Source organism: Luteimonas qiangzhengi (assembly GCF_039548515.1).
In the GTDB taxonomy this organism is placed as follows: Bacteria; Pseudomonadota; Gammaproteobacteria; order Xanthomonadales; family Xanthomonadaceae; genus Luteimonas.
This window is the reverse complement of sequence record NZ_JBCLVE010000016.1, coordinates 11994-35705: the sequence shown is the minus strand read 5'-3', so window position 1 is coordinate 35705 and position 23712 is coordinate 11994. Positions and strand designations below refer to the sequence as shown.

19 protein-coding genes are annotated in these 23712 nt (G+C 68.0%); 11 read left to right on the top strand and 8 right to left on the bottom strand.

Going from position 1 to position 23712, the window contains the following annotated elements; translation table 11 throughout:
* Positions 1-61: 61 nt before the first annotated feature.
* Both WCE59_RS12585 and WCE59_RS12580 read left to right on the top strand, forming a co-directional pair.
* Positions 62-430 carry a BlaI/MecI/CopY family transcriptional regulator gene (locus WCE59_RS12585; RefSeq protein WP_343259124.1) on the top strand — a complete coding sequence of 123 codons (369 nt, stop codon included), beginning with the start codon at positions 62-64 and terminating at the stop codon, positions 428-430.
* Positions 420-1697, top strand: a complete 1278-nt coding sequence (locus tag WCE59_RS12580) for a TonB family protein (RefSeq protein ID WP_343259123.1) — start codon at positions 420-422, stop codon at positions 1695-1697. The genes WCE59_RS12585 and WCE59_RS12580 overlap by 11 nt, the downstream gene beginning before the upstream one ends.
* A gap of 16 nt (positions 1698-1713) precedes the next feature.
* Here the strand turns inward: WCE59_RS12580 and WCE59_RS12575 are convergent, their stop codons facing one another.
* The 5 genes from WCE59_RS12575 to WCE59_RS12555 form a co-directional block, all read right to left on the bottom strand.
* Entirely contained in the window at positions 1714-2334 is a 621-nt protein-coding gene (locus WCE59_RS12575) for a molybdenum ABC transporter ATP-binding protein (protein WP_343259162.1), read from the bottom strand.
* A 49-nt stretch (positions 2335-2383) separates the two neighbouring features.
* Positions 2384-3070, bottom strand: a complete 687-nt coding sequence (modB, locus tag WCE59_RS12570; protein ID WP_343259122.1) for a molybdate ABC transporter permease subunit — start codon at positions 3068-3070, stop codon at positions 2384-2386.
* A gap of 12 nt (positions 3071-3082) precedes the next feature.
* Positions 3083-3889, bottom strand: a complete 807-nt coding sequence (gene modA, locus WCE59_RS12565; RefSeq protein WP_343259121.1) for a molybdate ABC transporter substrate-binding protein — start codon at positions 3887-3889, stop codon at positions 3083-3085.
* A gap of 10 nt (positions 3890-3899) precedes the next feature.
* The gene (locus WCE59_RS12560) at positions 3900-4724 is read right to left on the bottom strand and encodes a S1/P1 nuclease (RefSeq protein WP_449284167.1); all 825 of its coding nucleotides are present in this window, start codon (positions 4722-4724) and stop codon (positions 3900-3902) included.
* 83 nt (positions 4725-4807) lie between these two features.
* Positions 4808-5428, bottom strand: a complete 621-nt coding sequence (locus WCE59_RS12555) for an OmpW/AlkL family protein (protein ID WP_343259119.1) — start codon at positions 5426-5428, stop codon at positions 4808-4810.
* A 170-nt stretch (positions 5429-5598) separates the two neighbouring features.
* Between WCE59_RS12555 and gap the strand changes: the two genes are divergently transcribed.
* From gap to WCE59_RS12530, 5 genes are all read left to right on the top strand, one after another.
* Complete coding sequence (gene gap / locus WCE59_RS12550; RefSeq protein WP_343259118.1) at positions 5599-6600, top strand: type I glyceraldehyde-3-phosphate dehydrogenase; 1002 nt, start codon at positions 5599-5601, stop codon at positions 6598-6600.
* A gap of 451 nt (positions 6601-7051) precedes the next feature.
* On the top strand, positions 7052-9715 hold the full coding sequence (locus WCE59_RS12545; RefSeq protein WP_343259117.1) for a DUF2339 domain-containing protein: 2664 nt from the start codon (positions 7052-7054) through the stop codon (positions 9713-9715).
* Between the two features lie 140 nt (positions 9716-9855).
* Complete coding sequence (locus WCE59_RS12540; RefSeq protein ID WP_343259116.1) at positions 9856-11037, top strand: phosphoglycerate kinase; 1182 nt, start codon at positions 9856-9858, stop codon at positions 11035-11037.
* 66 nt (positions 11038-11103) lie between these two features.
* Positions 11104-12570, top strand: coding sequence for a pyruvate kinase (gene pyk / locus WCE59_RS12535; protein WP_343259115.1), 1467 nt, complete (start codon positions 11104-11106; stop codon positions 12568-12570).
* Between the two features lie 57 nt (positions 12571-12627).
* The gene (locus tag WCE59_RS12530) at positions 12628-13638 is read left to right on the top strand and encodes a class I fructose-bisphosphate aldolase (RefSeq protein WP_343259114.1); all 1011 of its coding nucleotides are present in this window, start codon (positions 12628-12630) and stop codon (positions 13636-13638) included.
* Between the two features lie 8 nt (positions 13639-13646).
* Here the strand turns inward: WCE59_RS12530 and cysK are convergent, their stop codons facing one another.
* Positions 13647-14600, bottom strand: a complete 954-nt coding sequence (gene cysK, locus WCE59_RS12525; protein ID WP_343259113.1) for a cysteine synthase A — start codon at positions 14598-14600, stop codon at positions 13647-13649.
* 278 nt (positions 14601-14878) lie between these two features.
* On the opposite strand from cysK, the gene WCE59_RS12520 reads away from it, so the two are divergent.
* The 4 genes from WCE59_RS12520 (at position 14879) to WCE59_RS12505 (ending at position 21544) form a co-directional block, all read left to right on the top strand.
* Positions 14879-15934: an efflux RND transporter periplasmic adaptor subunit gene (locus tag WCE59_RS12520; RefSeq protein WP_343259112.1), complete on the top strand. Its 1056-nt coding sequence runs from the start codon at positions 14879-14881 to the stop codon at positions 15932-15934.
* Positions 15935-15972: 38 nt separating this feature from the next.
* Positions 15973-19107: an efflux RND transporter permease subunit gene (locus WCE59_RS12515; protein ID WP_343259111.1), complete on the top strand. Its 3135-nt coding sequence runs from the start codon at positions 15973-15975 to the stop codon at positions 19105-19107.
* 104 nt (positions 19108-19211) lie between these two features.
* A complete protein-coding gene (locus WCE59_RS12510) occupies positions 19212-20654 on the top strand; it encodes an alanine/glycine:cation symporter family protein (RefSeq protein WP_449284165.1) in 1443 nt (480 codons plus the stop codon).
* Complete coding sequence (locus tag WCE59_RS12505; protein ID WP_449284164.1) at positions 20651-21544, top strand: TrmH family RNA methyltransferase; 894 nt, start codon at positions 20651-20653, stop codon at positions 21542-21544. Before WCE59_RS12510 ends, WCE59_RS12505 begins: the two co-directional genes overlap by 4 nt.
* Positions 21545-21785: 241 nt before the next feature.
* On the opposite strand, the gene WCE59_RS12500 is transcribed toward WCE59_RS12505, so the two are convergent.
* Both WCE59_RS12500 and mscL read right to left on the bottom strand, forming a co-directional pair.
* Positions 21786-23180, bottom strand: coding sequence for a M28 family peptidase (locus WCE59_RS12500; protein ID WP_343259110.1), 1395 nt, complete (start codon positions 23178-23180; stop codon positions 21786-21788).
* 109 nt (positions 23181-23289) lie between these two features.
* Entirely contained in the window at positions 23290-23712 is a 423-nt protein-coding gene (mscL, locus tag WCE59_RS12495) for a large-conductance mechanosensitive channel protein MscL (protein ID WP_343259109.1), read from the bottom strand.

The window sequence follows — 23712 nt, the reverse complement described above, 5'->3', positions numbered from 1 at the left end:
CCCGCTTGACACGACAAATTACAAGTGTAATCTCTGGCTCATCGGATTACAGGTGTAAACAATGCAGGTCAGCGAAGCCGAATCGATCGTGATGGAAGTGCTCTGGGGGCGGAGCCCGCTCGGCTCCGATGAAGTGGTCGCCGCGCTCGCCGCGCGTAGCGACTGGGCCGAGCCCACCATCAAGACCCTGCTCAACCGGTTGCTGAAGAAGGGCGCGATCCGCGCCGAGCGCGACGGTCGGCGCTATCTGTATTCGCCCGTGCTGACCCGCGATGCCTGGGTCGCCAGCCAGAGTGAAGGCGTACTTGATCGCCTGTTTGGCGGCCGGGTTGCGCCGCTGGTGGCGCACTTCAGTGAGCGCGGCAAGCTCAGCCAGGACGATATCGATGAACTCAAACGCCTGATCGGGGAGATCGACGATGAGCGCTGAACTGATGCTGCGCTGGCTGATGGACGGGACCCTGGCCGTGACGGCGGCGGTCGTGCTGGTGCTGATCGTGCGCGTTGCGCTGCGGCACCTGTTCGGCGCCAGGGTGGCCTATGCGGCGTGGGCATTGGTGCCGCTGGCGCTGATGGTCGCCGTCCTGCCGCGTCCCGGCGCCGGCCTGGCGCTGGCACCCGAGCTGCTGGCCCTGCATCCCGGCGTACTGGTGGTCGCTTCGTCAGGCACCGCCTCCGGCGCGGCGAACACCGCCATCGGATGGCCATTGCTCGTGGCAGGGATGTGGCTGGTCGGTGCCGTGTTGTCGGCGCTGTGGTTCGGCCGCCAGCAGCGGGCATTCGTGACCGGCCTTGGCCGTCTCCAGCGCGGCGGCGACGGTGCCTGGCGCGGGGAAGGCGTGCCCGGGCCTGCGGTAGTCGGCGCCCTGCGGCCGCGCATCGTCCTGCCCGCTGATTTCGAATCACGCTTCGGCCCCGGTGAGGCGGTGCTGGTCCTCGCCCACGAACGCGCCCATGTGGCCCGGGGCGATACGCGCGCCAACCTGCTGGTGGCTGCCCTGCGCTGCCTGCAATGGTTCAACCCGCTGCTGCACCTGGCCGCGCGCAGCTTCCGCCTCGATCAGGAGCTGGCCTGCGACGCCACCGTGGTCGCAGGCCATCCCCACGCTCGCCGCCAGTACGCGGGCGCCATGTTGAACGTGCAGCTGGCCGTCCCTGGACTGCCGGTCGGCTGCCATTGGCAGTCCAGCCAATCGTTGAAGGAGAGAATCCTCATGTTGAAGCAATCAGAACCGGGGGCGCGTGTGCGCCGGGCCGGTGCCGTCGCGGTCTGTGTGCTGGTATCGGTCACCAGCTACGGCGCATGGGCCTTCCGGCCCGCCGACACAGTCGCAACGGCGGCAACCGGGTCGAGCCAGACACCGGTTGCCCCGGTCGATCAGGAGGCGGGTGTGCAGAAGGAATCGTGGGCGCTCGCGCCCCCACGCTACCCCGCCGACGCCATCGCTTCGCAGACCAGCGGCAAAGTGGTGATGCGGGTGCTGGTGGGCGCCGATGGCAGCGTCAAGGACGTGGTGGTGGAAGAGTCCGTACCGGCAGGTGTCTTTGATGCGGTGGCCGTCGAGGCGGCGCACAAATGGCAGTTCACGCCGGCAGTCAAGGATGGCGAGCCGGTGGAAGGCTGGGTGCGCGTGCCGGTGCACTTCGACCTTGACCCGCCGGAGGAACCGGAGGAATCGGAAAGCTCCGAAGTCTGAGCGAAGCCGCCTGGCTTCAGTCCAGCCTGTGAATGGCTGAGGCCAGGCGCCGGACTTCTTCGGCGTGATGACTGACGTAGAGCATCGGCAGGCGGATCTCGTCGCGCACCCGCAGCAGCCACGGGATCAATTCCTCGCGCCGGGCTTCGTCAAGCGCCGAAAACGGTTCATCGAACAAAAGGATTTCAGGCTGCGAGAGCAGTGCGCGGCCGATCGCCACCCGCTGGGCCTCGCCGCCGGAAAGGTTGGCGGTGCGTCGCTCCAGCAGGGCGCCGATGCCGAGCAGCCCGACGACCGCATCGAGGTCGAACCGCCGCGCCTGCCCGCGCCCGGCGTGGCGCCCGTAGAGCAGGTTGTTGCGCACATCCAGGTGCGGAAACAGCCGGGCATCCTGGAACACGTAGCCCACCTGGCGACGGTGGGCAGGCAGGTTGATGCCGCGCGCGCTGTCGTACAGCACCCGGCCGTCGACTTCGATGCGTCCCGCCTGCGGGCGCAGCAGCCCTGCGATGGCATTGAGCACCGAGGTCTTGCCGGCCCCGGAAGGCCCGACCAGGGCAAGGATGCGCGCATCCTCCTCGATCCGCACATGGCGCGCGAAGCCCCCGCGACGCAGCTGGATATCCACGCTCAGCACAGCACACCCCCCGTAGGAGCGCGCCATGCGCGCGAAGCCGCATGAACCTTCATGGCTCGTCCTCGCGGCCGCGCTGGCGGCGGACCAGCCACTCCGAAGCCAGCAGGGCCGCAAACGAGATCAGCACCGCCACCGCCGCCAGGCGCCAGATCCCGGCTTCGCCGCCGGGCACTTGCATCAGGCCGTAGATGGCGGTGGACAGCGTGCGCGTCTCCCCCGGGATGGCGGACACAAAGGTGATGGTGGCGCCGAATTCGCCCAGCGCCTTGGCAAAGCCGAGCACGGCGCCGGCCACCAGGCCAGGCCAGGCCAGCGGCAGGGTGATGGTGAAGAAGCGGCGCCACGGCGATGCGCCGAGGGTGGCCGCGGCCTGCTCCAGCCGGCGATCGACGTTTTCGATCGACAGGCGGATGGTGCGGACCATCAGCGGGAAACCCATGATTGCCGCGGCCAGCGCGGCGCCGGTCCAGCGGAAGGCAAACTCAATCCCGAAGCGTTCCAGAAACTGGCCCACCGCGCCCTGACTGCCGAAGGTGACCAGCAGCGCGTAGCCCACCACGACCGGGGGCAGCACCAGTGGCAGGTGCACCAGTGCATCCAGCAGCGCCTTGCCCGGAAAGCGCTTGCGCGCAAGCAGCCAGCCCACCGCAACGGCCAGCGGCAGGCTGGCCAGCGCGGCCACGCCGGCCACCCGCACGCTCAGGGCGATGGTGGTCAGTTCTTCGGGCGTGAACATCCGGCGGCCGGCTCAGTGGACGCTGAAGCCGTGACGACGGAAGATCCCGCCGGCCTCGGGCGAGGACAGCCAGCCGATGAATTCCGTGGCGCCCTCATGGCTGCTCGCGGCGGTCCGCGCCGCCGGGTACACGATGGGCGGATGCGAGCCGGCGGGGAAGGTCGCCACCACCTGCACCCGCGGTTCGGCCCGTGCGTCGCTGCCGTACACCACGCCCAGCGGGGCCTCGCCGCGCGCGACCAGCATCAACGCCGCGCGTACGCTGTCACCCTCGGCCACGCGGGGCGCCAGTGCCGGCCACAGGTCCAGCGATTCAAACGCCTGGCGGGCGTATTTGCCGGCCGGCACGCTGTCGACCATGGCCAGGGCAAGGTGTCCATTTCCGAGTCGTGGCAGCAGGTCGGTCCCGGCTTCCAGGTCCACCGGCGTCACATTGCCGTTGGCGGGAGCCACCAGCACCAGATCGTTGCCGAGCAGGTCGCGGCGGCTGCCAGCGTCGATCAGCTGCTGTTCGCCGAGCCAGTCCATCCACTCCCGGTCGGCGGAAATGAACACGTCGGCCGGCGCCCCCTGGGCAATTTGCCGGGCCAGGGTGGAGCTGGCGGCGTAGGACACCCGCAGCGGCGGCCCCCCGGCAGCGGTCCAGGCGGCGCCGGCTTCGTCCAGGGATTCCTTCAGGCTGGCAGCGGCAAAGACCAGCAGCGCCTGTTCTTCCGGACCCGCCGGGTCATCGCGTCCGTCGCAGGCGACGAGCGTGCCGACGAGCCCCAGTGCCAGCGCCAGTGCCAGTGCCAGAAATGGGAAGCGTAGGCGGGTCAAGACGGGTGCCTCAGGGGCCGCGGTCCAGCAAGCGGTTCAGCAGCGTCGCCAGCCGCTGGCCGGCGATCACGACGCGCTCTTCAGCTGCAGGCCGCCAGCGGTAGACATAGTCCATGCCGACGCGCGTGTCCTGTGGTGCTACCGATGGATCCACGGCGATGCGGCAGGACTCCTCGGCCCAGGTGGCGGGTGCATCGGCCGGCGGCACGCTGACCTGCAGCTTGCCCAGTTCGCGCAGGTGGCGCTCCTCGGACTCACGCAGGTTGTAGAACAGCCCGCCGTCCCACAGCGCGTGCAGATTGGTGCCGTAGCCGTTGCGGGTGCCGTCGCGCAGGTTCAGCTGCACGTCGTTGCCGCCGCGGTCATGGGCGTAGCCGGCGTGCATGGGCTGATGGACGTCGCCCACGAAATGGACCACGAATTTCAGCGCCTGCAGGCGCTCGGCATCGCTGCGCGACTGGTCGCCAAGGATGGCGGCCTGGTCGTCGATCGCAGCGACGATGCAGTTGCCGCCGGGGCAATGCCGGTCCGCCTGGTAGGTGCAGTCGTCCTCGCCGATGTTGACGTAGTGCCAGCCTGCGCTCCGACGGCCCAGGACGGGGTCGGAGCCGCGCAGCTCATCGGCCCAGGTGGCGATGCCGGCCAGCGAGCGCTTCTCTGCGTCCTGTTCGCCCTGCAGCAGCCTTTCCGCTTCGGCACGGGCGGCGGGAGTCAGGCCGGATTCGGCCACATGGCCCACCAGACGGTGGCCCCGGGCGCTCCAAGCGTGGGCGGGGGCGGGGGCGGCAATCACGCACAGCAGTGCGGCAAACAGGAGGGTTCTCATGGATGGGATTGTAGCCGCGCACAAAAAGAAGCGCCGCCGCGGGGGGAGAGCCGCGGCGGCGCCGGTGCCGGGGGTTGAACCCCAGCGGGAGGTCAGAACTTGACTACATAGGCCGCGCCGTAGACCAGCGGGTCGATGTTGGCGGTGCCAAGCTTCACGCCGTCCACTGTCACGTCGCTGTCGATATCCATCCAGCGCACGTCCACACGGATCGCACCACGCTCGCCGACGTCGAAATCGATACCGGCATGCGCTGCCAGGCCCCAGGAATCACCCAGGTCCAGATCGGAACCGGTCAGCGCGCCGGTGGTGCCTTCGCTGAAGAAGGTGGTGTAGTTCACACCCAGGCCCAGCAGCGGACGCACCGTGCCTTCGCGGTTGAAGTGGTACTGCAGGCTGACGGTGGGCGGCAGGTGCTTGGTGCTGCCAACCTTGCCCAGGCCGTCGATGTTGATGTCATGGCTGAACGGAGTGGCCGCCAGCACTTCCAGGCCCCAGCCATCGGCCAGGAAGTATTCAAAAGCGATGGTCGGACGGACGCTGCTGCTGATGTCCAGATCCATGGTGCCGCCGGCCAATGAGCCGTTGTCACTCTTGGGGGCGACCTGGTGGGCACCAAAGGCGAGGGTCCAGTCGCCGGCGGACTGGGCGGCGGCGGGCAGCGCGAAACAGGCCGCTGCGATGGCAAGCAAAGTGGGGGTGAGCAGTTTCATGTTTTTCCTTGGGTTCAAACAGCCCCGCTACTTTCGCGTTTCCAAAACAGCGTGTCGTTGACCGTGATCAAGGCGAGCGCAAATTTATTTTCTGCGCAGCTGCTAAAATGGGCGGATTATCCCCACCCATAATCCGCCGCCCGGTGCGGTGGTCAGGAGTCGAGTAGCTCATGGCGATCAAGGTTGGCATCAACGGGTTTGGCCGCATCGGCCGCAACGTGCTGCGTGCAGCAGTGCAGAATTTCGGTAGCGACATCGAGGTCGTGGCCATCAACGACCTGCTGGAGCCGGATTACCTGGCCTACATGCTGCGTTTCGACTCCGTGCACGGCCGCTTCGAAGGCGACGTGTCGGTGGATGGCAACTATCTGGTCATCAATGGCAAGCGCATCCGCCTGAGCGCCGAGCGCGATCCGGCCAACCTGAAGTGGGACGAAGTGGGTGCGGACGTGGTGATCGAGTCCACCGGCATCTTCCTCACCGCCGAGGGTGCGCAGAAGCACATCGACGCTGGTGCAAAGAAGGTGATCCTGTCGGCGCCGTCCAAGGACGCCACGCCGATGTTCGTGTACGGCGTGAACCACGACAAGTACAACGGCGAGGCGATCATTTCCAACGCTTCGTGCACCACCAACTGCCTGGCCCCGGTGGCCAAGGTGCTCAACGACAAGTGGGGCATCAAGCGCGGCCTGATGACCACGGTGCACGCTGCCACCGCCAGCCAGAAGGTGGTGGACGGCCCGTCGCAGAAGGACTGGCGCGGCGGCCGCGGCATCCTGGAGAACATCATTCCTTCGTCCACCGGTGCGGCCAAGGCCGTGGGCAAGGTGATTCCGGAGCTCAACGGCAAGCTGACCGGCATGTCGTTCCGGGTGCCGACCTCCAACGTGTCGGTGGTGGACCTGACCGTTGAGCTGGACAAGGGCGCCAGCTACGAGGAGATCTGCGCGGAGATGAAGGCGCAGTCGGAAGGCGCGCTGAAGGGCGTGCTGGGCTACACGGAGGAGATGGTGGTCGGCACCGATTTCCGCGGCGATGCGCGCACTTCGGTGTTCGATGTGCACGCGGGCATCCAGATGGACGAGACCTTCGTCAAGCTGGTGGCCTGGTACGACAACGAGTGGGGCTATTCCAACAAGTGTCTGGAAATGGTCCGCGTGGTCGCTGGCTGACCCAGCCGCGTGCTCCTGCATTTGCGCGCGCTGCTGCCCTTGTAGGAGCGCGCCACGCGCGAAGCCGCGTGACATCTGGCGTTGCGGTGAGATATCCGCTGCAACGCCATCCCCGAAGCCCCGCCCTGTGCGGGGCTTTGGTTTTTTCGGGGGTGCGCTTCTTCGGTCGTGATCGCGGTGACCTGACGGGCCCCGCCGCGGCCGGCAGGCCTTTGCGCTTCATGTCCCCCGGCCTGCGCCAAGGCGCAGGCCTCCTCCTTTACTTACGCGCAAAGGCCTCCCGGCCACGACGGGGCTCGGTTTGCTCGGGGTCACTGTGCTTTCGTAGGTCGGCCCTACGTGGCCGAAGCGAGTGGTGTCGAGTGCGCGGGGCTCGGTTTGCTCGGGGCGTCGGGGGGCGGCTGGGGGTATTGTTGCTCGCGTTGCCAGGGATCAGGGAAGGCCAGGGACGATGGAAGGGTTGATCTTGCTGCTGGCCCTGGGGCTGCTGGCCGTGCCGGTGCTGCTGGTGGTGGCGCTGGTGATGATCGGCAATCTGCATCGCCGGGTGGGTGAGCTGGAAGTCCAGTTGCGGCAGGGGGCGCAGGCTGCGCAGTCAGGGGAAGGCCGCGGGCAGGTGCCGGACTTCGCGGCGCCGGTGTCAGCGCGGCAGGAAGTGAACATGCAGCCAGTGTCGACGCATCCGTCGACCGGCACTCCGAGCCCTTCGCCGGAGCCGTCACCTTCGTCCAGGACAACCGGTTCGCAAACCTCTGCATCGGCCGTGCCTGTGTCGCAGCGGCCGGAGACAACAGCCCGGCGCACAGCCGATGACCGCGCTCCCGAAGACCGCGCAGCCGCGCGGCTGCTGCGCTGGTTCACTACCGGCAACGTGATTGCGAAGGTCGGGATGCTGGTATTGCTGGCCGGGGTGGCGGCGCTGCTGAAGTACGCCAGTGACCAGGGCTGGCTGGCGGTGCCTATCGGGTGGCGTCTGGTGGGGGTGGCCGCGGCGGCGCTGGCGGGGCTCGGATTCGGCTGGCGCCAGCGCGAGGAGCGGCGGACGTTTGCGCTGACCCTGCAGGGCGGGGCGATCGGGGTGTTGCTGCTGGTGGTGTTTGCGGCGTTCCAGCTATACGGGCTGGTGCCTGCGGTGCCGGCGTTCGCGCTGAGCGTGGCCCTGGTGGCGGGGCTGTGCGTACTGGCGGTGCTGCAGGAATCACGCACCCTGGCGATCTTCGGCATCCTGGCCGGCTTCATGGCGCCCCTGTGGCTGTCGACGGGCGCCGGCGATCACGTGGTGCTGTTCTCCTACTACGCGCTGTTCAACCTCGGCGTGCTGGCGATGGCGTGGCTGCGACCGTGGCGGGAGCTGAACCTGCTTGGTTTCGCGTTCACCTGGGGTATCGGTGTCGCCTGGGGCGTGCTGGGCTACGTGCCGGCCGATTACCCGACGGCGCAGGGGTTCCTGCTGCTGTTCTTCGCGTTCTACCTGGCCATTCCGCTGCTGTATCTGCGGCTGCGGCCGGGGCATGGCTATGACCGCATCGACGGGGCGCTGGTGTTTGGCACGCCGCTGGTCGCGTTCCCGCTGCAGGCGCTGCTGCTGGAGGGTGAGCGGCTCCCACTGGCGCTGTGCGCGCTGGGATTGGCGGCCGTGTACGCGGCGCTGGCGTGGCCACTGCTGCCCCGGGCGCAGTGGCGCGCCATGGGCGTGGCCAAGGCGATCCTGGCGGTTGGGTTCGCGACCTTGGCGGTGCCGCTGGCGTTCTCGGCGCGGGTCACGGGGTGCCTGTTCGCGCTGGAGGGCGCTGCGCTGATCTGGCTGGGGCTGCAGCAGGGACGCCGGCTGCCACAGGTGACCGGCGTGGCGCTGCAGTTGCTGGCGGCGCTGGCCTATGCGCTGTCGATGATCTGGGCCGGGGTTGGCGGGGAGCGGATGTTCGCCAACCCGGCTTATCTGGCGGCGCTGCTGATTGCGGTGGCCGGGTTCGCCAGCGCATGGGCACTGTGGCGCGGTGGGAAACATGGGGCGGCGCTGCTGGCGTTTCTCTGGGGGATGGCCTGGTGGCTGCTGGCCGTGATGGCCGAGATCGAACGCTACGTGCCGTCGGCCTGGGCCCTGCACGCGCAGGCGGTGCTGCTGGTGGTGACCGCGTGGCTGGCGGCCGAGGCGCGACGATGGGTGCGGGCGTCGGCGCTCACCGCGACCGTCGCGGCCATGTTCGCGCTGGTGCTGACGACGGTGCTGGCGATGGCCGGGGACAGCGTGCATCCGCTTGCGCCCGGGGGGTGGTGGGCGTGGGCGGCGTTCGTGCTGGCCGGTGCGCGGGCGCTGTGGTGCCTGCGCGTCGACGGCGGCCGCGGCGCACGGTTGGCGCAGGGCCTGTGGTGGCTGGCCTGGCCGCTTGCCGTGTCGGTTTCTGCCTGGCATGTGGCCGGGCAGGCGTCGCTGGCGCCGGGATGGCGCTGGGCGGCCGGGGCCTTGCCGTGGCTGCTGTCCGCTGCCGCGGCCACGTGGCGCTGGCGCTGGCTGCGGCTGGCGCAGGGACAGGGCTTCGACGCAGCCCGTCCGGCGCTGCAGATCGCGCTGTTCGCAGGCTTGGGCCTGTGGTGCCTGTACGGGCTGACGCTGGCCGGCGATGCGGCGCCGCTGCCGTGGATCCCGCTGCTCAATCCGCTGGAGGCGGTGCAGGTCCTGGGCTGGGCGTTGTTCGCGAACTGGCTGCTGCGTCGGAAGCTCGCGGCGCAGGCGCCCCGCTCGCAACTGCTGGCCGGTGTGCTGCTGTTCACGCTGTTGACCGTGGCGGTGCTGCGTACGGTGCACCACTGGACCGGGGTGGAATGGTCGGATGCGCTGTGGCGCGACGGCATGGCCCAGACCTCAATCACGGTGTTGTGGAGCCTGCTCGGCATGGCAGCGTGGATTGCAGGGTCCAGGCGCGGCGAGCGCGGCCTGTGGCTGGCCGGCGCGGTGCTGATGGGGCTGGTGCTGGCCAAGCTGGCACTGGTGGACTGGCAGCACCTGGGCAACCTGCCCGGCATCCTGTCGTTCATCGCCTACGGACTGCTGTGTCTTGCGGTGGGGTATTTCGCGCCCGCGCCGCCGCGGCGCGATGTGCCTGCGACGGGGTAGCGGTTCGACCAGGTGCGGTTTGCTACTGCGGCACAACAGGCGGACAATGCGCGGCCTGTGGCAGCAGTCACATGCACGTGGACCGGGAAAACGCGAGGTCTGCGGGCGCTTAACCCACTGATCGCGAGCAGATATTTCCTATGTCCATCGTGCGAATGACCGACCTCGACCTGTCCGGAAAGCGCGTGCTGATCCGGCAGGACCTGAACGTGCCCCTCGACGGCGACCGCATCACCTCAGACCAGCGCATCGTGGCGTCGCTGCCTACCCTGCGCCGCGCGCTGGAACAGGGCGCGGCGGTGATGGTGATGGCCCACCTGGGCAGGCCGGTGGAAGGCGAGTGGTCCGGGGAGTTTTCCCTCGCGCCGGTGGCCAGGCGGCTGTCGGAACTGCTGGAGGTCGAAGTCCCGCTGGTGCGCGACTGGCTCGACGGCGTAACAGTGCAGCCCGGACAGATCGTGCTGCTTGAAAACTGCCGCATGAACGTGGGCGAGAAGGCGGACGACCCGGCGCTGGCAAAGAAATATGCAGCGCTGTGCGATGTGTTCGTGATGGATGCCTTCGGCTGCGCGCATCGTGCCCAGGCCTCCACCCACGGTGTGATCCAGCAGGCGGCCGTGGCTGCCGGCGGTCCGCTGCTGATGTCCGAGCTCGACGCGCTGGCCAAGGCGCTGGACGATCCCGAGCGTCCGCTGCTGGCGATCGTGGCCGGCAGCAAGGTGTCGTCAAAGCTTGAGCTGCTGACCAACCTGTGCGGCCGGGTGGATCAGTTGATCGTTGGCGGCGGTATTGCCAACACCTTTATCGCCGCGGCGGGCCATCCGGTCGGCAAGTCGCTGCACGAGCCGGATCTGATCCCGACTGCGCGCGAAATCATGGACCGCGCCAGCACCCAGCACGCCACTATCCCCCTGCCGGTGGACGTGGTTGTGGCCAAGGAGTTTTCCGCGGATGCGGAACCGGTGGTCAAGCTGCTCGACCAGGTGGCCGATGACGAGATGATCCTGGATATCGGGCCCAAGACCGCCAAGCGCTATGCCGAGCTGATCGGCCAGGCCGGCACCCTGGTGTGGAACGGCCCGGTCGGCGTGTTCGAGTTTGATGCGTTTGGCCGCGGTACCGAAGTGGTGGCCCGTGCCATCGCCAAGTCGCACGCGTTCTCGATTGCCGGTGGCGGCGATACCCTGGCGGCGGTGGAGAAGTACGGCATCGGTGGCGACATCGGCTATATCTCGACCGGCGGCGGCGCGTTCCTGGAGTTCCTTGAAGGTCGCCAGCTGCCGGCAGTGACGGCGCTCAAGCAGCGCAGCCCGGAAGAGTGAGACCGGTGCCGCGCCGGAGCGGCGCGGCTTTGTGCTAGGTTTCCGGGCGATCCCCGGAGACCGAATGTGACAACCCACCAGCGTCGTACCCGCATCCTTGCCACCCTCGGCCCAGCCAGTGATGGGCCGGGCGTGCTCGAAGATCTGCTCAACGCGGGCGTTGACGCGGTGCGGCTCAACTTTTCCCACGGCAATCGTGACGAACACCGGGCCCGCGCCGCCGCCGTGCGCGAAACAGCGGCCCGGCTCGGCAAGGAAGTCGGCATCCTGGCCGACCTTCCGGGTCCCAAGATCCGCATCGACCGCTTCCGCGATTCACGCGTTGACCTGCAGGCCGGTCAGCGCTTTGACCTGGTGGCCGATGGCTCGGTCGAGGAAGGCGATGCAAACCAGGTGGGCGTGAGCTACACCCAGCTGCCGCAGGACCTGGCGGCTGGGGACGTCCTGCTGCTCGACGACGGCATCGTGCAGATGCAGGTGGAATCGATCGAAGGCGCGCGCATCATCACCCGCGTGCTCAATGACAGCCCGCTGTCGGATCGCAAGGGCCTCAATCGTCTGGGCGGTGGTCTGTCGCTGGGCGCGCTGACCGATGAGGACCGCGAGTGGATCGGGTTTGCTGCAGAACTGGGCGTGGACTTCATCGCGGTGTCGTTCTGCCGCAGCGCGGCCGACATGGAAGAAGCCCGCAACCTGGCCCGCGCGGCGGGCTCGGATGCGTTCATGGTGTCCAAGATCGAGCGCGCCGAAGCGATTGAAAACCTGGGCGAGATCATCGATGCCAGCGACGTGGTGATGGTGGCCCGTGGCGATCTGGGCGTGGAGATCGGTGATGCCGAGCTGCCGGGCCTGCAGAAGAAAATCATCCGCGAATCGCTGGCCCGCAACCGGGTGGTGATCACCGCCACCCAGATGCTGCAGTCGATGGTGGACAGCCCCATCCCGACCCGGGCGGAAGTGCTGGACGTGGCCAACTCGGTCATCGACGGCACCGATGCGGTGATGCTCTCGGCCGAGACCGCTGCCGGCAACTATCCGGTGCGCGCGGTCGAGGCCATGGCGCGGGTGTGCGTGGGAGCCGAACGTCAGTTCACCCACGAGATCGATTTCGGCCGCACCGGGCGCAACCTTGAGCGGGCCGACCAGGCCATCGCCATGGCCGCCATGTTCGTGAGCGAGCACGTCGGCGTGCGGGCGATCGTGGCCATGACCGAATCCGGCGGCACCGCCCGTTACCTGTCGCGCTTCCGTGCGGCTGCGCCGATCTATGCGTTCTCGCGCCACGCCGGTGCACGCCGGCGCATGTCGCTGATGCGCGAGGTGTTCCCGATCGATTACGACAGCCGCGGACAGACCCCGCGCGAAGCGGCGCGGGGCAGCGTGGCGCGGCTGGTGGAAGACGGGCTGCTGTCCGACGGCGAGCGGATCATCTTCACCAGCGGCGAGCACATGGAAACCCTGGGCGCGACCAACACGCTGCGCCTGCTGCGGGTGGGCGAGGGCGGCCGCGCCGAAGGGCTGGGCGAGCTTTAGCGCCCGGTCGCAGGCCTATACTGGCGGTCCGCCACGCGACGTTACCGGACCTCCCCCATGAGCATCGAAGATCTTGCACAGACCGCCCAGGCCATGATGGCCGCGGGCAAGGGCATCATTGCCCTGGACGAATCACCCGGCACCATCGGCAAGCGCTTCGACGCGGTGGGCGTGGCCAATTCCAGCGACAACCGCCGCGCCTGGCGCGAGGTGCTGCTGAGCACGCCCGGCCTGGGCGAATACATCAGCGGCGCGATCCTGCACGAGGAAACGCTGCGCCAGTCCACGTCTGCGGGCATTCCGTTCGCGCAGGTGATGGCCGAGGCCGGCATCATCCCCGGCGTCAAGGTGGACGCCGGCACCCATCCGCTGGCCGGCTTCCCCGGTGAGACGGTCACCGAGGGCCTGGATGGCCTGCGCAACCGGCTCAAGGAGTTCTACCGGCTGGGCGCGCGCTTCGCCAAGTGGCGCGCGGTGATCCATATCGGTGAAGACACCCCTTCGGGCACATGCATCGAGGCCAACGCACACGCCCTGGCCCGCTACGCCGCGCTGTGCCAGGAGCAGGGCCTGGTGCCGATCGTGGAGCCGGAAGTGCTGATGGAAGGCGATCACGACATCGAATCGTGCTACGAGGTCAGCGAGATCACCCTGCGCGGTGTGTTCGATGCGCTGTACAACCAGCAGGTCATGTTTGAAGGCACGATCCTGAAGCCTTCGATGGTCCTGCCGGGGAGCGACTGCGCTGAGCAGGCCGCGGTGGACGAGGTGGCCGAGGCCACGCTGATGTGCCTGAAGTCGAGCGTGCCGGCGATCCTTCCGGGCATCGTGTTCCTGTCCGGCGGCCAGTCCGATGAGGACGCCACCGCCCATCTGGACGCGATGAACCGGCTGCGTCCGCACCCGTGGCCGCTGTCGTTCTCCTACGGGCGGGCGATGCAGCAGGCGGCGCTGAAGGAATGGGGCAAGGACCCGGCAGCAAACGTCGCCAGGGCCCAGGAAATCGTGCTCGGCCGCGCCCGCGCCAACAGCATGGCCGCCCTCGGCGAATGGGACGGCCAGGGCTGACCCGCGCGTTACAGGCCGGCCAGCCACTCGTCGTCGGAGCCTTCGTTGACGTCCTGGAACAGGGGCGTGGAGAAGTAGCGCTCGCCGGTGTCCGGCAGCATGGCCAGGATCACTGAACCTTCGTCGGCTTCGCGGGCCACTTCCAGCGCCGCAGCCACCGTGGCGCCGGCTGAAATGCCGGTGAAGATACCTTCCTCCGCCGCCAGCCGGCGCGCGGTGGCGATGGCCTCCTCGTCGTCGACCGACACCACGCGATCGGCGACTTCGCGGTTGAGGACCTCGGGCACGAAGTCGGGCGTCCAACCCTGGATCTTGTGCGAGCTGAACTCCTGCCCCTGCAGCATTGCCGCCTGAGCCGGCTCGGCCGCGACCACTTTCACGTCCGGGCGTGCCACTTTGAGCACCTCGCCGACGCCGGTCAGGGTGCCGCCGGTGCCCCAGCCGGTGACGAAGTGGTCGAGTTGGCGCCCGGCGAAGGCCAGCAGGATCTCCGCTGCGGTGGTCTGGCGGTGCCAGGCCGGGTTGGCGGTGTTGGTGAACTGGCTGGCCAGGAACCAGCCGTGTTCGTCGGCCAGCTCACGCGCCCGACGGACCATGCCCGTGCCGCGCTCGGCCGCCGGGGTCAGGATCACCCGGGCACCATAGGCGCGCATCAGCTTGCGTCGCTCAACGGAAAACGTCTCCACCATGGTGGCCACGAATTTGTATCCGCGCGCTGCGCAGACCATCGCCAGAGCGATCCCGGTGTTGCCCGAGGTGGCTTCAACCACGGTATCGCCGGGCTTGAGCAGGCCTTTCTCCTCGGCATCGAGAATGATGGCCAGCGCCAGCCGGTCCTTGACCGAGCCGCCCGGATTGAAACTCTCCACCTTCACGTACAGGCTGACGTGGTCGGGAGCAAGGCGGTGCAGGCGCACGATCGGGGTCTTGCCGATCGTGTCGAGGATGGATTCATGGATCATGGGGGGGCTCCGGTTTCAGTGGGGGGATCCGGGCGCACCTAGGGGCCGCCCGCGGGGCGCACCCGAGTGTAACGCGCAGGTGGTGCACTGGTTGACAGGACTCCAGTCGCAGCCGCCTGTGTCGGACGACACAGGGCGATGACGCCCCCAACCTCTAGAATCGGTCCGGTTGCCGTATCCCTCCCCCTGGTATGCAGACTCCCCCTATCCAACGCCTCCGCCCAATCACCGCAATCCGCTCGATCCTTCCGCACGCTGCGCTTCTGGTTGCCGGCCTGATGTTGGCCGCGTGCGGTGGCAACGATGCCCCCACGGCTGGCAGGCCGGCTTCGGCCGCCACCGTCACCACCGCGGTCGTCGCCAACGAGTCCTGGAACGACACCATCGATGCCCTGGGCACGGTGGCGGCGCGCGAATCGGTGGTGGTGACCGCCAAGGTCAGCGAAACCGTGCAGCAGGTGCACTTTGAAAGCGGCGACATCGTGGACGCAGGCGCAGTGCTGGTGACCCTGAGCGGTGACCAGCAGCAGGCGGCGCTGAATGCGGCCGTGGCTTCGGCGAACGAGGCCGACCGCCTGTTCCAGCGCCAGGAACAGCTGGCCGAGCAGCAGCTGATCGCCAGCGCCATGCTGGATACCCAGCGTGCGACCCGCGACGCGGCCCGCGCCAGGGTGGCCGAGATCCGCGCCAACCTGGGGGATCGTTCCATCCGCGCGCCGTTTGCCGGGGTGCTGGGTATCCGCCGGGTCAGCCCGGGTGCGCTGGTGCAGCCGGGCACCGAGATTGCTTCCCTGGATGATATTTCCCGGGTGTACGTGGATTTCCCCGTCCCCGAGGTGCAGCTGGCCCATCTGGCGCCGGGCCAGCAGCTGACCGGCCGCAGCTCGGCGTGGCCGGGGCGCGACTTCGAAGGCGAGGTCGCGATGATTGATTCGCGGGTGGATTCGAGCACGCGCGCAGTGACCGTGCGCGGCAGCTTCCCCAACGCTGAACGTGAGCTGCGCCCGGGCATGCTGATCCGGGTGCGCCTGGACCGGCCGGCGCGCGAGGCGCTGGTGGTGCCGGAGATCTCGGTGGTGCAGGTGGGCCGCGACACCTTCGTCTATCGGGTCGGCGAAGACCAGACCGTGGAACAGGTGCGGATCCAGGTGGGTGCACGCGTGGCCGGCCGGGCCGAAGTGGTTGACGGCCTGGCGCCGGGCGACCGGATCGTGGTGGACGGCACCGGCAAGCTGCGCCCGGGCCTGGAGGTGATGGATGTCAGCCCGGATTCCTACGTGGAATCGCCGCCATCCATTGACGACCGCCCCTCCGACGACGTCACCATCCAGTAACCCGCCGCCCTCCCGACCTCACCGGATCCAGCCAGTCGATGCGCATTTCTGATCTTTCCATCAAACGCCCGGTCTTTGCCGTGGTGATGAGCCTGCTCCTGGTGGTGCTGGGGTTGATGGCTTTCATGCGCCTGACCCTGCGCGAGATGCCCAACATCGATCCGCCCATCGTGTCGGTGGACGTGACCTATCCGGGCGCGTCGGCGGCGGTGGTGGAAACCCGCATCACCCAGATCCTGGAAGACGCCCTGGCCGGGATCGAGGGCATCAACACGATCCAGTCGCGCAGCCGCAACGGCCGTTCCGACGTGACGATCGAGTTCAATATTTCCCGCGATATCGAGGCCGCGGCCAACGATGTCCGCGATGCGATCAGCCGGGTGGCCGACCGCCTGCCGATCGAAGCCGACGCGCCGGATATTTCCAAGGTGGAAGCCGACGCCGACGCGATCCTGTGGTTGAACATGCGCTCGGCAACGATGGATACGCTGGAGCTGAGCGACTACGCGGACCGCTACGTGATGGACCGCCTGTCGGCGCTCGACGGCGTGGCCCGGGTGCAGCTGAGTGGCAGCCAGCGCTATGCGATGCGGATATGGCTGGACCGCGACGCCATGGCCGCCCGCGGGATTACCGCTGCAGACATTGAGAGCTCGCTGCGCAGCCAAAATGTGGAACTGCCCGCCGGGCGGATCGAATCGGAAACACGCGACTTCACCCTGCGGGTGGAGCGTGGTTACCAGACGCCCGAAGAGTTCGCCGCGCTGCCACTGCGCCGCGGCAGCGATGGTTACGTGGTGCGCCTGGGCGACGTGGCCGAGGTGGAGGTCGGGCCGCGCGAGCGCCGCTCCTACATGCGCAGCAATTCGATCCCGAACGTGGGTCTGGGGATCGTGCGTACGTCCACCGCCAACGCGCTGGACGTGGCCCGCGCCGCGCGTGAGGAGGCGGTGCGGGTCCAGGAAACCCTGCCGCAGGGCACGGAAATCTTCGTCGCCTCGGACAACACGCAGTTCATCGAGGCCGCGGTGGACCGGGTGTACTGGACCTTGGCCGAGGCCATGTTGCTGGTGTTCCTGGTGATCTGGCTGTTTCTGGGCAAACTGCGCGCGGCGCTGATTCCGGCAATCACCGTGCCGGTGTGCCTGGTGGCGGCGTTCATTGCCCTGTACGCGTTCGGGTTCTCGATCAACCTGTTGACCCTGCTTGCGCTGGTGCTGTGTATCGGGCTGGTGGTGGATGACGCCATCATCGTGTTGGAGAACGTGCAGCGCCGGGCCGACCTCGGCGAGCCGCCGCTGGTTGCCGCCAAGCGCGGCACCGCGCAGGTGGCCTTCGCAGTGATCGCGACCACCGCGGTGCTGGTGGCGGTGTTCCTGCCGGTCGGCTTCATGGAGGGCAACAGCGGGCGCCTGTTCCGCGAACTGTCCGTGGCGCTGGCCGCAGCGGTGACGCTGTCGGCATTCGTGGCCCTGACCCTGACCCCGATGATGTGCTCCAAGCTGGTGCGGCCAAACGTCGAACCTACCGGCTTCAATGGCTGGGTCACCCGGCTGCTGCGGCGCACCAGCAGTGCCTATGGCGGCGGGATCGGGAAGATGGTGGCCATGCCCACGCTGCGTCTGGCGGCGCTGGTGTCGCTGGCCATGCTGGCCTGCCTGGTGGCTGCGGCGCTGCTGTTCTGGCGCGTGCCCAGCGAGCTGTCACCGGCCGAGGACCGCGGCCGCTTCTTCGTCGCCGTGGATGGGCCGGAGGGTGCGGGCTTTGATTACACCGTGTCCCAGCTGCAAGGGGTAGAGCGGATCTTCGCCGACTACGTGGGCGGTGACGGGCCGATCGAGCGGGCCAATTCACGCGCACCGCGCGGCTGGGGTGGCACCGAGGAAATGCATTCGGGCGCGGTGATCGTATTCCTGAAGGACTGGCGCGAACGTGAGGAAAGCACCGCCGAAGTGGTTGCCTCGCTGCGCGACAGCTTCGTTGACCTGCCGGGCGTGGAGGTGCGCGCCAACGTGCCGGGCGGCCTGATCGGCTCGCGCGGCCAGCGCTATCAGCTGGTGCTGGGCGGACCCGACTACGAGGACCTGGCCGAATGGCGCGACCGCATGCTGGTGCGCATGGAAGGCAACCCAGGCATCCAGGATCCGGATTCGGACTACAAGGAAACCCGGCCGCAGATGCGGGTGGAGATCGACCGCGCGCGCGCTGCCGATCTTGGTGTGTCGGTGCAGGAAATCGGGCGCACGCTGGAAACCATGATGGGCTCGCGCCAGGTCACCACCTATATCGATGACGGCGAGGAGTACGACGTGATGCTCCAGGCCGGGCGCGAGAACCGGATGGAGCCCGACGACCTGGCCAATACCTGGGTGCGTGGTGACGACGGCACGCTGGTGCCGCTGTCCAGCCTGGTGACGCTGCGCGAAGTGGCCGAGCCGGGCAGTTTCAACCGCTTCAACCGCCTGCGCGCGATCACCATCAGCGCCGGTCTGGCGCCGGGCTACACCATGGGCGAGGCGCTGGAATGGACCTACCAGACGGTGGCCGAGGAGCTGCCAGGCCACGCCCAGATCGACTGGAAGGGCGAGTCGCGCGAGTTCCAGGAGGCCGGCGGCGCAATCGTCCTCACCTTCGCCCTGGCCCTGGTGATCGTGTACCTGGTGATGGCGGCGCAGTTTGAAAGCTTCCTGCATCCGCTGGTGATCATGCTCACCGTGCCGTTGGCGGTGCTGGGCGCACTGCTGGGGCTGTGGGCCACCGGCGGCACGCTCAACCTGTTCAGCCAGATCGGCATCGTCATGCTGGTCGGGCTTGCGGCCAAGAACGGCATTCTGATCGTTGAATTCGCCAACCAGCTGCGCGATGAAGGCCGCAGCGTGCGTGAGGCGATCGAGGAGGCGTCCGCCGTGCGCCTGCGGCCGATCCTGATGACCGCGGCGGCCACCATCATGGGCGCAATCCCGCTGGTGACCGCCGGCGGCCCGGGCTCGGCCAGCCGCGCCACGATCGGCGTGGTGATCATGTCCGGCGTGGCCTTTGCCACCCTGCTGTCACTGTTCGTGGTGCCGGCGCTGTATGCGCTGCTGGCGCCCTACACCCGCTCGCCCGACGCGCTGGCGCGGAAGCTGGAAGCGCTGGAGGCGGAAACTGCGCCGGTCAGCGGTCACGGCTGAGCGGCAGTGCTGGAGCGGGCGGTTTCACGACGCGGGCTGATGGGTGAGAATCGACCGGCCCGCCATGTCGCGGGCCGAGGAATTAAACGTTCGGGGAGAAATGCGTGGAGCAGTTCGTTGAAGCCGTAAACGGCTATGTGTGGAGCATGCCGCTGATCGTCCTGTGCCTGGGGGCGGGCCTGTGGTTCTCCATCCGCACCCGGTTCTTGCAGTTCCGCCAGGTGCCGGAAATGGTGCGCCTGCTGCTCAGCGGCACCAAGTCCGAAGCCGGGGTGTCGTCGTTCCAGGCGCTGGCGATGTCGCTGTCAGGACGCGTGGGCATCGGCAACATCGCCGGCGTGGCCACCGCGATCGCATTCGGTGGACCCGGGGCGGTGTTCTGGATGTGGGTGATGGCGGCGCTGGGAGCGTCGACGGCCTTCATCGAATCCACGCTCGCGCAGATCTACAAGGAAAAGGACGCGCAGGGGCGCTACCGCGGCGGCCCGGCGTACTACATCGAGAAGGCCATGGGCCAGAAGTGGTACGCGTGGATCTTCGCGGTGGTGACGATCATTGCTGCCGGTTTCCTGATGCCGGGCGTGCAGGCCAACGGTATTTCATCGGCCGCGTTCAATGCCTGGGAAGTGCCAACCACGGTCACCGCCGTGGTGCTGGTGATCGGGCTGGGCTTCATCATCTTCGGTGGCATCACCCGCATCGCGCGTTTCGCCGAACTGGTGGTGCCGTTCATGGCGCTGGCCTACATCCTGATGGCGCTGGTGATCATGTTCCTCAACATGTCGCAGATCCCGGCGATGTTCCTGCTGGTGTTCGAGAGTGCGTTCGGCATGCACGCCGGCTTCGGCGCGATGCTCGGCCTGGCGGTGGAATGGGGCGTCAAGCGCGGCATCTACTCCAACGAGGCCGGCCAGGGCACCGGGCCGCACCATGCGGCCGCGGCCGAGGTCTCGCATCCGGCCAAGCAGGGTTACGTGCAGGCATTCTCGGTCTACGTGGACACCCTGCTGGTGTGTTCGGCCACCGCCTTCATGATCCTGTCGACCGGCATGTACAACGTGGTCGGACGCGGCGGCGAGATGCTGGCCGAAGCGCTCCCCGGCGTGGAGCCCGGGCCGGGCTTTGCCCAGTTCGCGGTGGAGGCGGTGATGCCCGGCTATGGCGCCGGCTTCGTGGCGATGGCGCTGTTCTTCTTCGCCTTCACCACGATCATCGCCTACTACTACATGGCCGAGACCAACATCGCCTACATCAACCGCAGGATCCACCGGCCGTGGATGATCTTCGCGCTGCGCATCCTGATCCTGGCCGCGGTCACCTTCGGCTGCGTGCGCACCGCCGGCATGGCCTGGACCCTGGGCGACATCGGCGTGGGCCTGATGGCGTGGCTGAACCTGATCGCCATCCTGATCCTGCAGAAGCCGGCGCTGGTCGCCCTGCGTGATTACGAGGTACAGAAGAAAATGGGGCTGGATCCAACCTTCGATCCGCTCAAACTTGAAATCCGCAACGCCGACTTCTGGGTCGGCAAGGCAGCAGGAAAATGAGCACACCAGGTGGTGGTGGGGACGGTGGACCCTGGAAGCAGCGCGGGCGACGTTCCGCTGGAAAAGTCGCAGACGAACGGTCGTCGAAGCGCCCCGAAGGATCGCCGCGCCCGGCACCGTCGCATGTGCCGGCACCTGGTGAAAGCCGGCCGGACCGGCGCGCCGAGCAGCGCCTGCACGGGCTCAACGCGATCAGGGCCGTATTCGCCAGCCGACCGCAGGCGATCCGCAAACTGTATTTGACTGGCGCGCGTATCCCGGATCTGCAGCCGCTGCTCAAGTGGTGCGTGGCGAACCGGGTCGGCTACCGGGTGGTCGAAGACGAAGCAGAACTGGTACGGCTTGCCGGCAGCGGCCATCACGAGGGTGTGGTGGCCGATGTGCTGCGCGCTGCCGAACCGTCCCTTGGCGACTGGCTGCCCACGCTGGCGGACGGCCCCCAATGCCTGCTGTGGCTGGACGGCGTCGGCAACCCGCACAACCTGGGTGCGATCCTGCGTTCATCCGCGCACTTCGGCGTTGCGGCGGTGCTGTTGCCGGAAGGGGCCGACCTGGCGCTGTCAGGCGCGGCCGCCCGCGTTGCCGAGGGCGGTGCGGAGGCGCTGCCCCTGGTACGCATGGGTTCGGCGGAAGCCTCGATGGAGCAGCTGCGAAGCGCGGGTTTCTCGCTTGCCGCCACCGTGATTGAAGACGGGCAGGACCTGTTTTCCACGACCCTGCCGCAACGCCTCGTCTACGTGATTGGCGCCGAGGGCGAGGGCATGGACCGCGGCCTGGCCGATGCCTGTGACCTGCGCATCTCGATTCCCGGCACCGGCGCCGTGGAGAGCCTCAACGTCGCCGCCGCCACCGCGGTCCTCCTGGCCGCCTGGTCACATCCCCACCCGTAAGCGTCACGTCCCGCCTGTAGGAGCGCGCCATGCGCGCGAAGCCGCGTGAACCCGATACCGGCAGATCGCGACCAAAGTTGAGGGGCCGGTGGGGCATTCCAGGGCGGGACTATCGGCGCCATGGACGGCGCCGATAAGCCTACATGGACGTATTTACGTGCGTGTCCCGTCCTGGAATGCCCCGCCGGCCCGCCTGCGCAAGCCAATCACTGTCACGCGGCTTCGCGCGCGTGGCGCGCTCCTACGGAGAGTCGGCGGTGGGGGCGCTGCCGAAGTCGCCTTCGGCCTCGGCGGCCAGGTACGCGAAGACCACATACGCTGCGGTGTTCTGGGCCAGATCAGCGGGATCAACCTTGTCCAGGGTGTCGTTGGCGTTGTGGTGCAGGTCGAAGTATTTGCTGCCGTCCTGCCCCAACCAGGCCCAGGTCACGCCGGCCTGGGCCATGGGGATCATGTCCGGGCCGGGGCTGCCTTCGCCTTCCATGTATTCGATGCCCAGCGGCGCCAGCACTTCGGCGATCTGCCGGGTGGCTTCGCGCGCGTACTCCGCGGCGCCCGTGTCGAAGCCGTAGATGCGGCCGGCACCGAAGTCGCTTTCAGCGGCGAGCAGGTGCAGGCCGATGTGGTCGGAATGACGCTCCGCATACTGGCGTGCGCCGATCAGCCCCTGCTCCTCGTTGGCGAAAGCGATCACCCGGATGCTGCGCGCCGGCCGCTGCTCCAGCTGGCCGATCAGGTGGCCGGCGGCCATGGTGATGCCCACACCGGAGGCGTCGTCGATCGCGCCGGTGCCAAGGTCCCAGGAATCCAGATGCGAAGCGATCACCACGAACTCGTCGCCGGTGCCGCTGCCGGTGATCTCGCCGATCACGTTGTGCGAGGTGTATTCGCCGTCGAAGCCGACATCCAGGGCAAGGTTCACGGTGACCTCGCCGCGCTGCAGCAGACGGCCCAGCTGGTCTGCGTCAGGCAGTGACAGCGCGGCGGCCGGGATCGGCTCCACGCCCTCTGCGAAGCGGGTGATGCCGGTGTTGGCAACGCGGGCGTGGCTGGTGCCGAGCGAGCGCATCAGAAAGCCCGCCGCGCCCTTGCTGCTCGCCACCGACGGACCGCGCCCACGGACCGGGCCGGCGGCCCCATAGCCGCTGCCATCGGCCGTGCGTTCCATCTGGAAATCGACAAAAGCGATGCGGCCCTGCAGGGATCCTTCGGGCGCCGCATCCAGCGCTTCGAAGTCGGCGAAGCGCACGATCGACGCCTCCACCTCGCCGCCGGGACTGCCGCCGAGCGCGGTCACCACCAGCGGCTGGGCGAAGTCGCCCACGACGCGTGCGCTTTCGCTGCGACGCTCCCACCTGGGAAAAGTGACCGGCTCGGTCCAGACCCGGTCATAGCCCAACTCGGCGAACTTCGCCTTGGCCCATGCCACGGCGCGCGCATCGGCCTCGCTGCCTGGCAGGCGCGGGCCGACTTCAGTGGTCAGCGACTCGGTGACCCGCCACGACGTGTCATCCGCCAACGCCTGCTCGCGCAGCTCGGCGGCAGTCTGCAGCGCGGCATCCGGGATACGGGTGGGCTCCTGCGCGGTGGCGGGCAGGCAGACGGCGAATACGAGCAGCAGTGAAGCCAGGCGCATGGACAACCCCGAAGCGGAAAAAAGAATGCCGCGAGCTTATCAGCCCGCGGCATTGTCCCGGCGCTTCTGGCGCGGCCTTCAGGCCGGTGTGGCGTTGGACTCCGCCGGATCAGCGGGTCTTCAGCGAGTCGCGGATTTCGCGCAGCAGCAGCACGTCTTCCGTCGGCGCTTCGGGTGCGGCAGGCTCATCTTCAACGGCCTTTTTGCGGTTCAGGCGGTTGATGCCCTTGATCACCATGAAGATCGCGAAGGCGATGATCAGGAACTGGATCACCGCGTTGAGGAACTCGCCGATGCCGATCACCACGGCCGGGATCTCCTCGCCGGCAGCGTCAATCGCCGCTTCGCGCAGGGTGATCACCCAGTCGGCGAAGTCCACCCCGCCGACCAGCAGCCCGATCGGCGGCATGATCACCTTGTCCACGAACGCGGTGACGATATTGCCGAACGCCGCGCCGATCACCACGCCCACGGCGAGGTCGACGACGCTGCCGCGCATGGCAAATTCCTTGAACTCCGAAGCGATGCTCAT

What these genes read in the sequence shown, in the direction of transcription:
- WCE59_RS12585 (WP_343259124.1), top strand. Translation starts at nt 62, where the DNA reads ATGCAGGTCAGCGAAGCCGAATCGATCGTGATGGAAGTGCTCTGGGGG.
- WCE59_RS12580 (WP_343259123.1), top strand. Translation starts at nt 420, where the DNA reads ATGAGCGCTGAACTGATGCTGCGCTGGCTGATGGACGGGACCCTGGCC.
- modB (WP_343259122.1), bottom strand. Translation starts at nt 3,070, where the DNA reads ATGTTCACGCCCGAAGAACTGACCACCATCGCCCTGAGCGTGCGGGTG.
- WCE59_RS12555 (WP_343259119.1), bottom strand. Translation starts at nt 5,428, where the DNA reads ATGAAACTGCTCACCCCCACTTTGCTTGCCATCGCAGCGGCCTGTTTC.
- gap (WP_343259118.1), top strand. Translation starts at nt 5,599, where the DNA reads ATGGCGATCAAGGTTGGCATCAACGGGTTTGGCCGCATCGGCCGCAAC.
- WCE59_RS12545 (WP_343259117.1), top strand. Translation starts at nt 7,052, where the DNA reads ATGGAAGGGTTGATCTTGCTGCTGGCCCTGGGGCTGCTGGCCGTGCCG.
- WCE59_RS12540 (WP_343259116.1), top strand. Translation starts at nt 9,856, where the DNA reads ATGTCCATCGTGCGAATGACCGACCTCGACCTGTCCGGAAAGCGCGTG.
- WCE59_RS12530 (WP_343259114.1), top strand. Translation starts at nt 12,628, where the DNA reads ATGAGCATCGAAGATCTTGCACAGACCGCCCAGGCCATGATGGCCGCG.
- cysK (WP_343259113.1), bottom strand. Translation starts at nt 14,600, where the DNA reads ATGATCCATGAATCCATCCTCGACACGATCGGCAAGACCCCGATCGTG.
- WCE59_RS12520 (WP_343259112.1), top strand. Translation starts at nt 14,879, where the DNA reads ATGTTGGCCGCGTGCGGTGGCAACGATGCCCCCACGGCTGGCAGGCCG.
- WCE59_RS12515 (WP_343259111.1), top strand. Translation starts at nt 15,973, where the DNA reads ATGCGCATTTCTGATCTTTCCATCAAACGCCCGGTCTTTGCCGTGGTG.
- WCE59_RS12505 (WP_449284164.1), top strand. Translation starts at nt 20,651, where the DNA reads ATGAGCACACCAGGTGGTGGTGGGGACGGTGGACCCTGGAAGCAGCGC.
- WCE59_RS12500 (WP_343259110.1), bottom strand. Translation starts at nt 23,180, where the DNA reads ATGCGCCTGGCTTCACTGCTGCTCGTATTCGCCGTCTGCCTGCCCGCC.
- mscL (WP_343259109.1), bottom strand. Translation starts at nt 23,712, where the DNA reads ATGAGCATCGCTTCGGAGTTCAAGGAATTTGCCATGCGCGGCAGCGTC.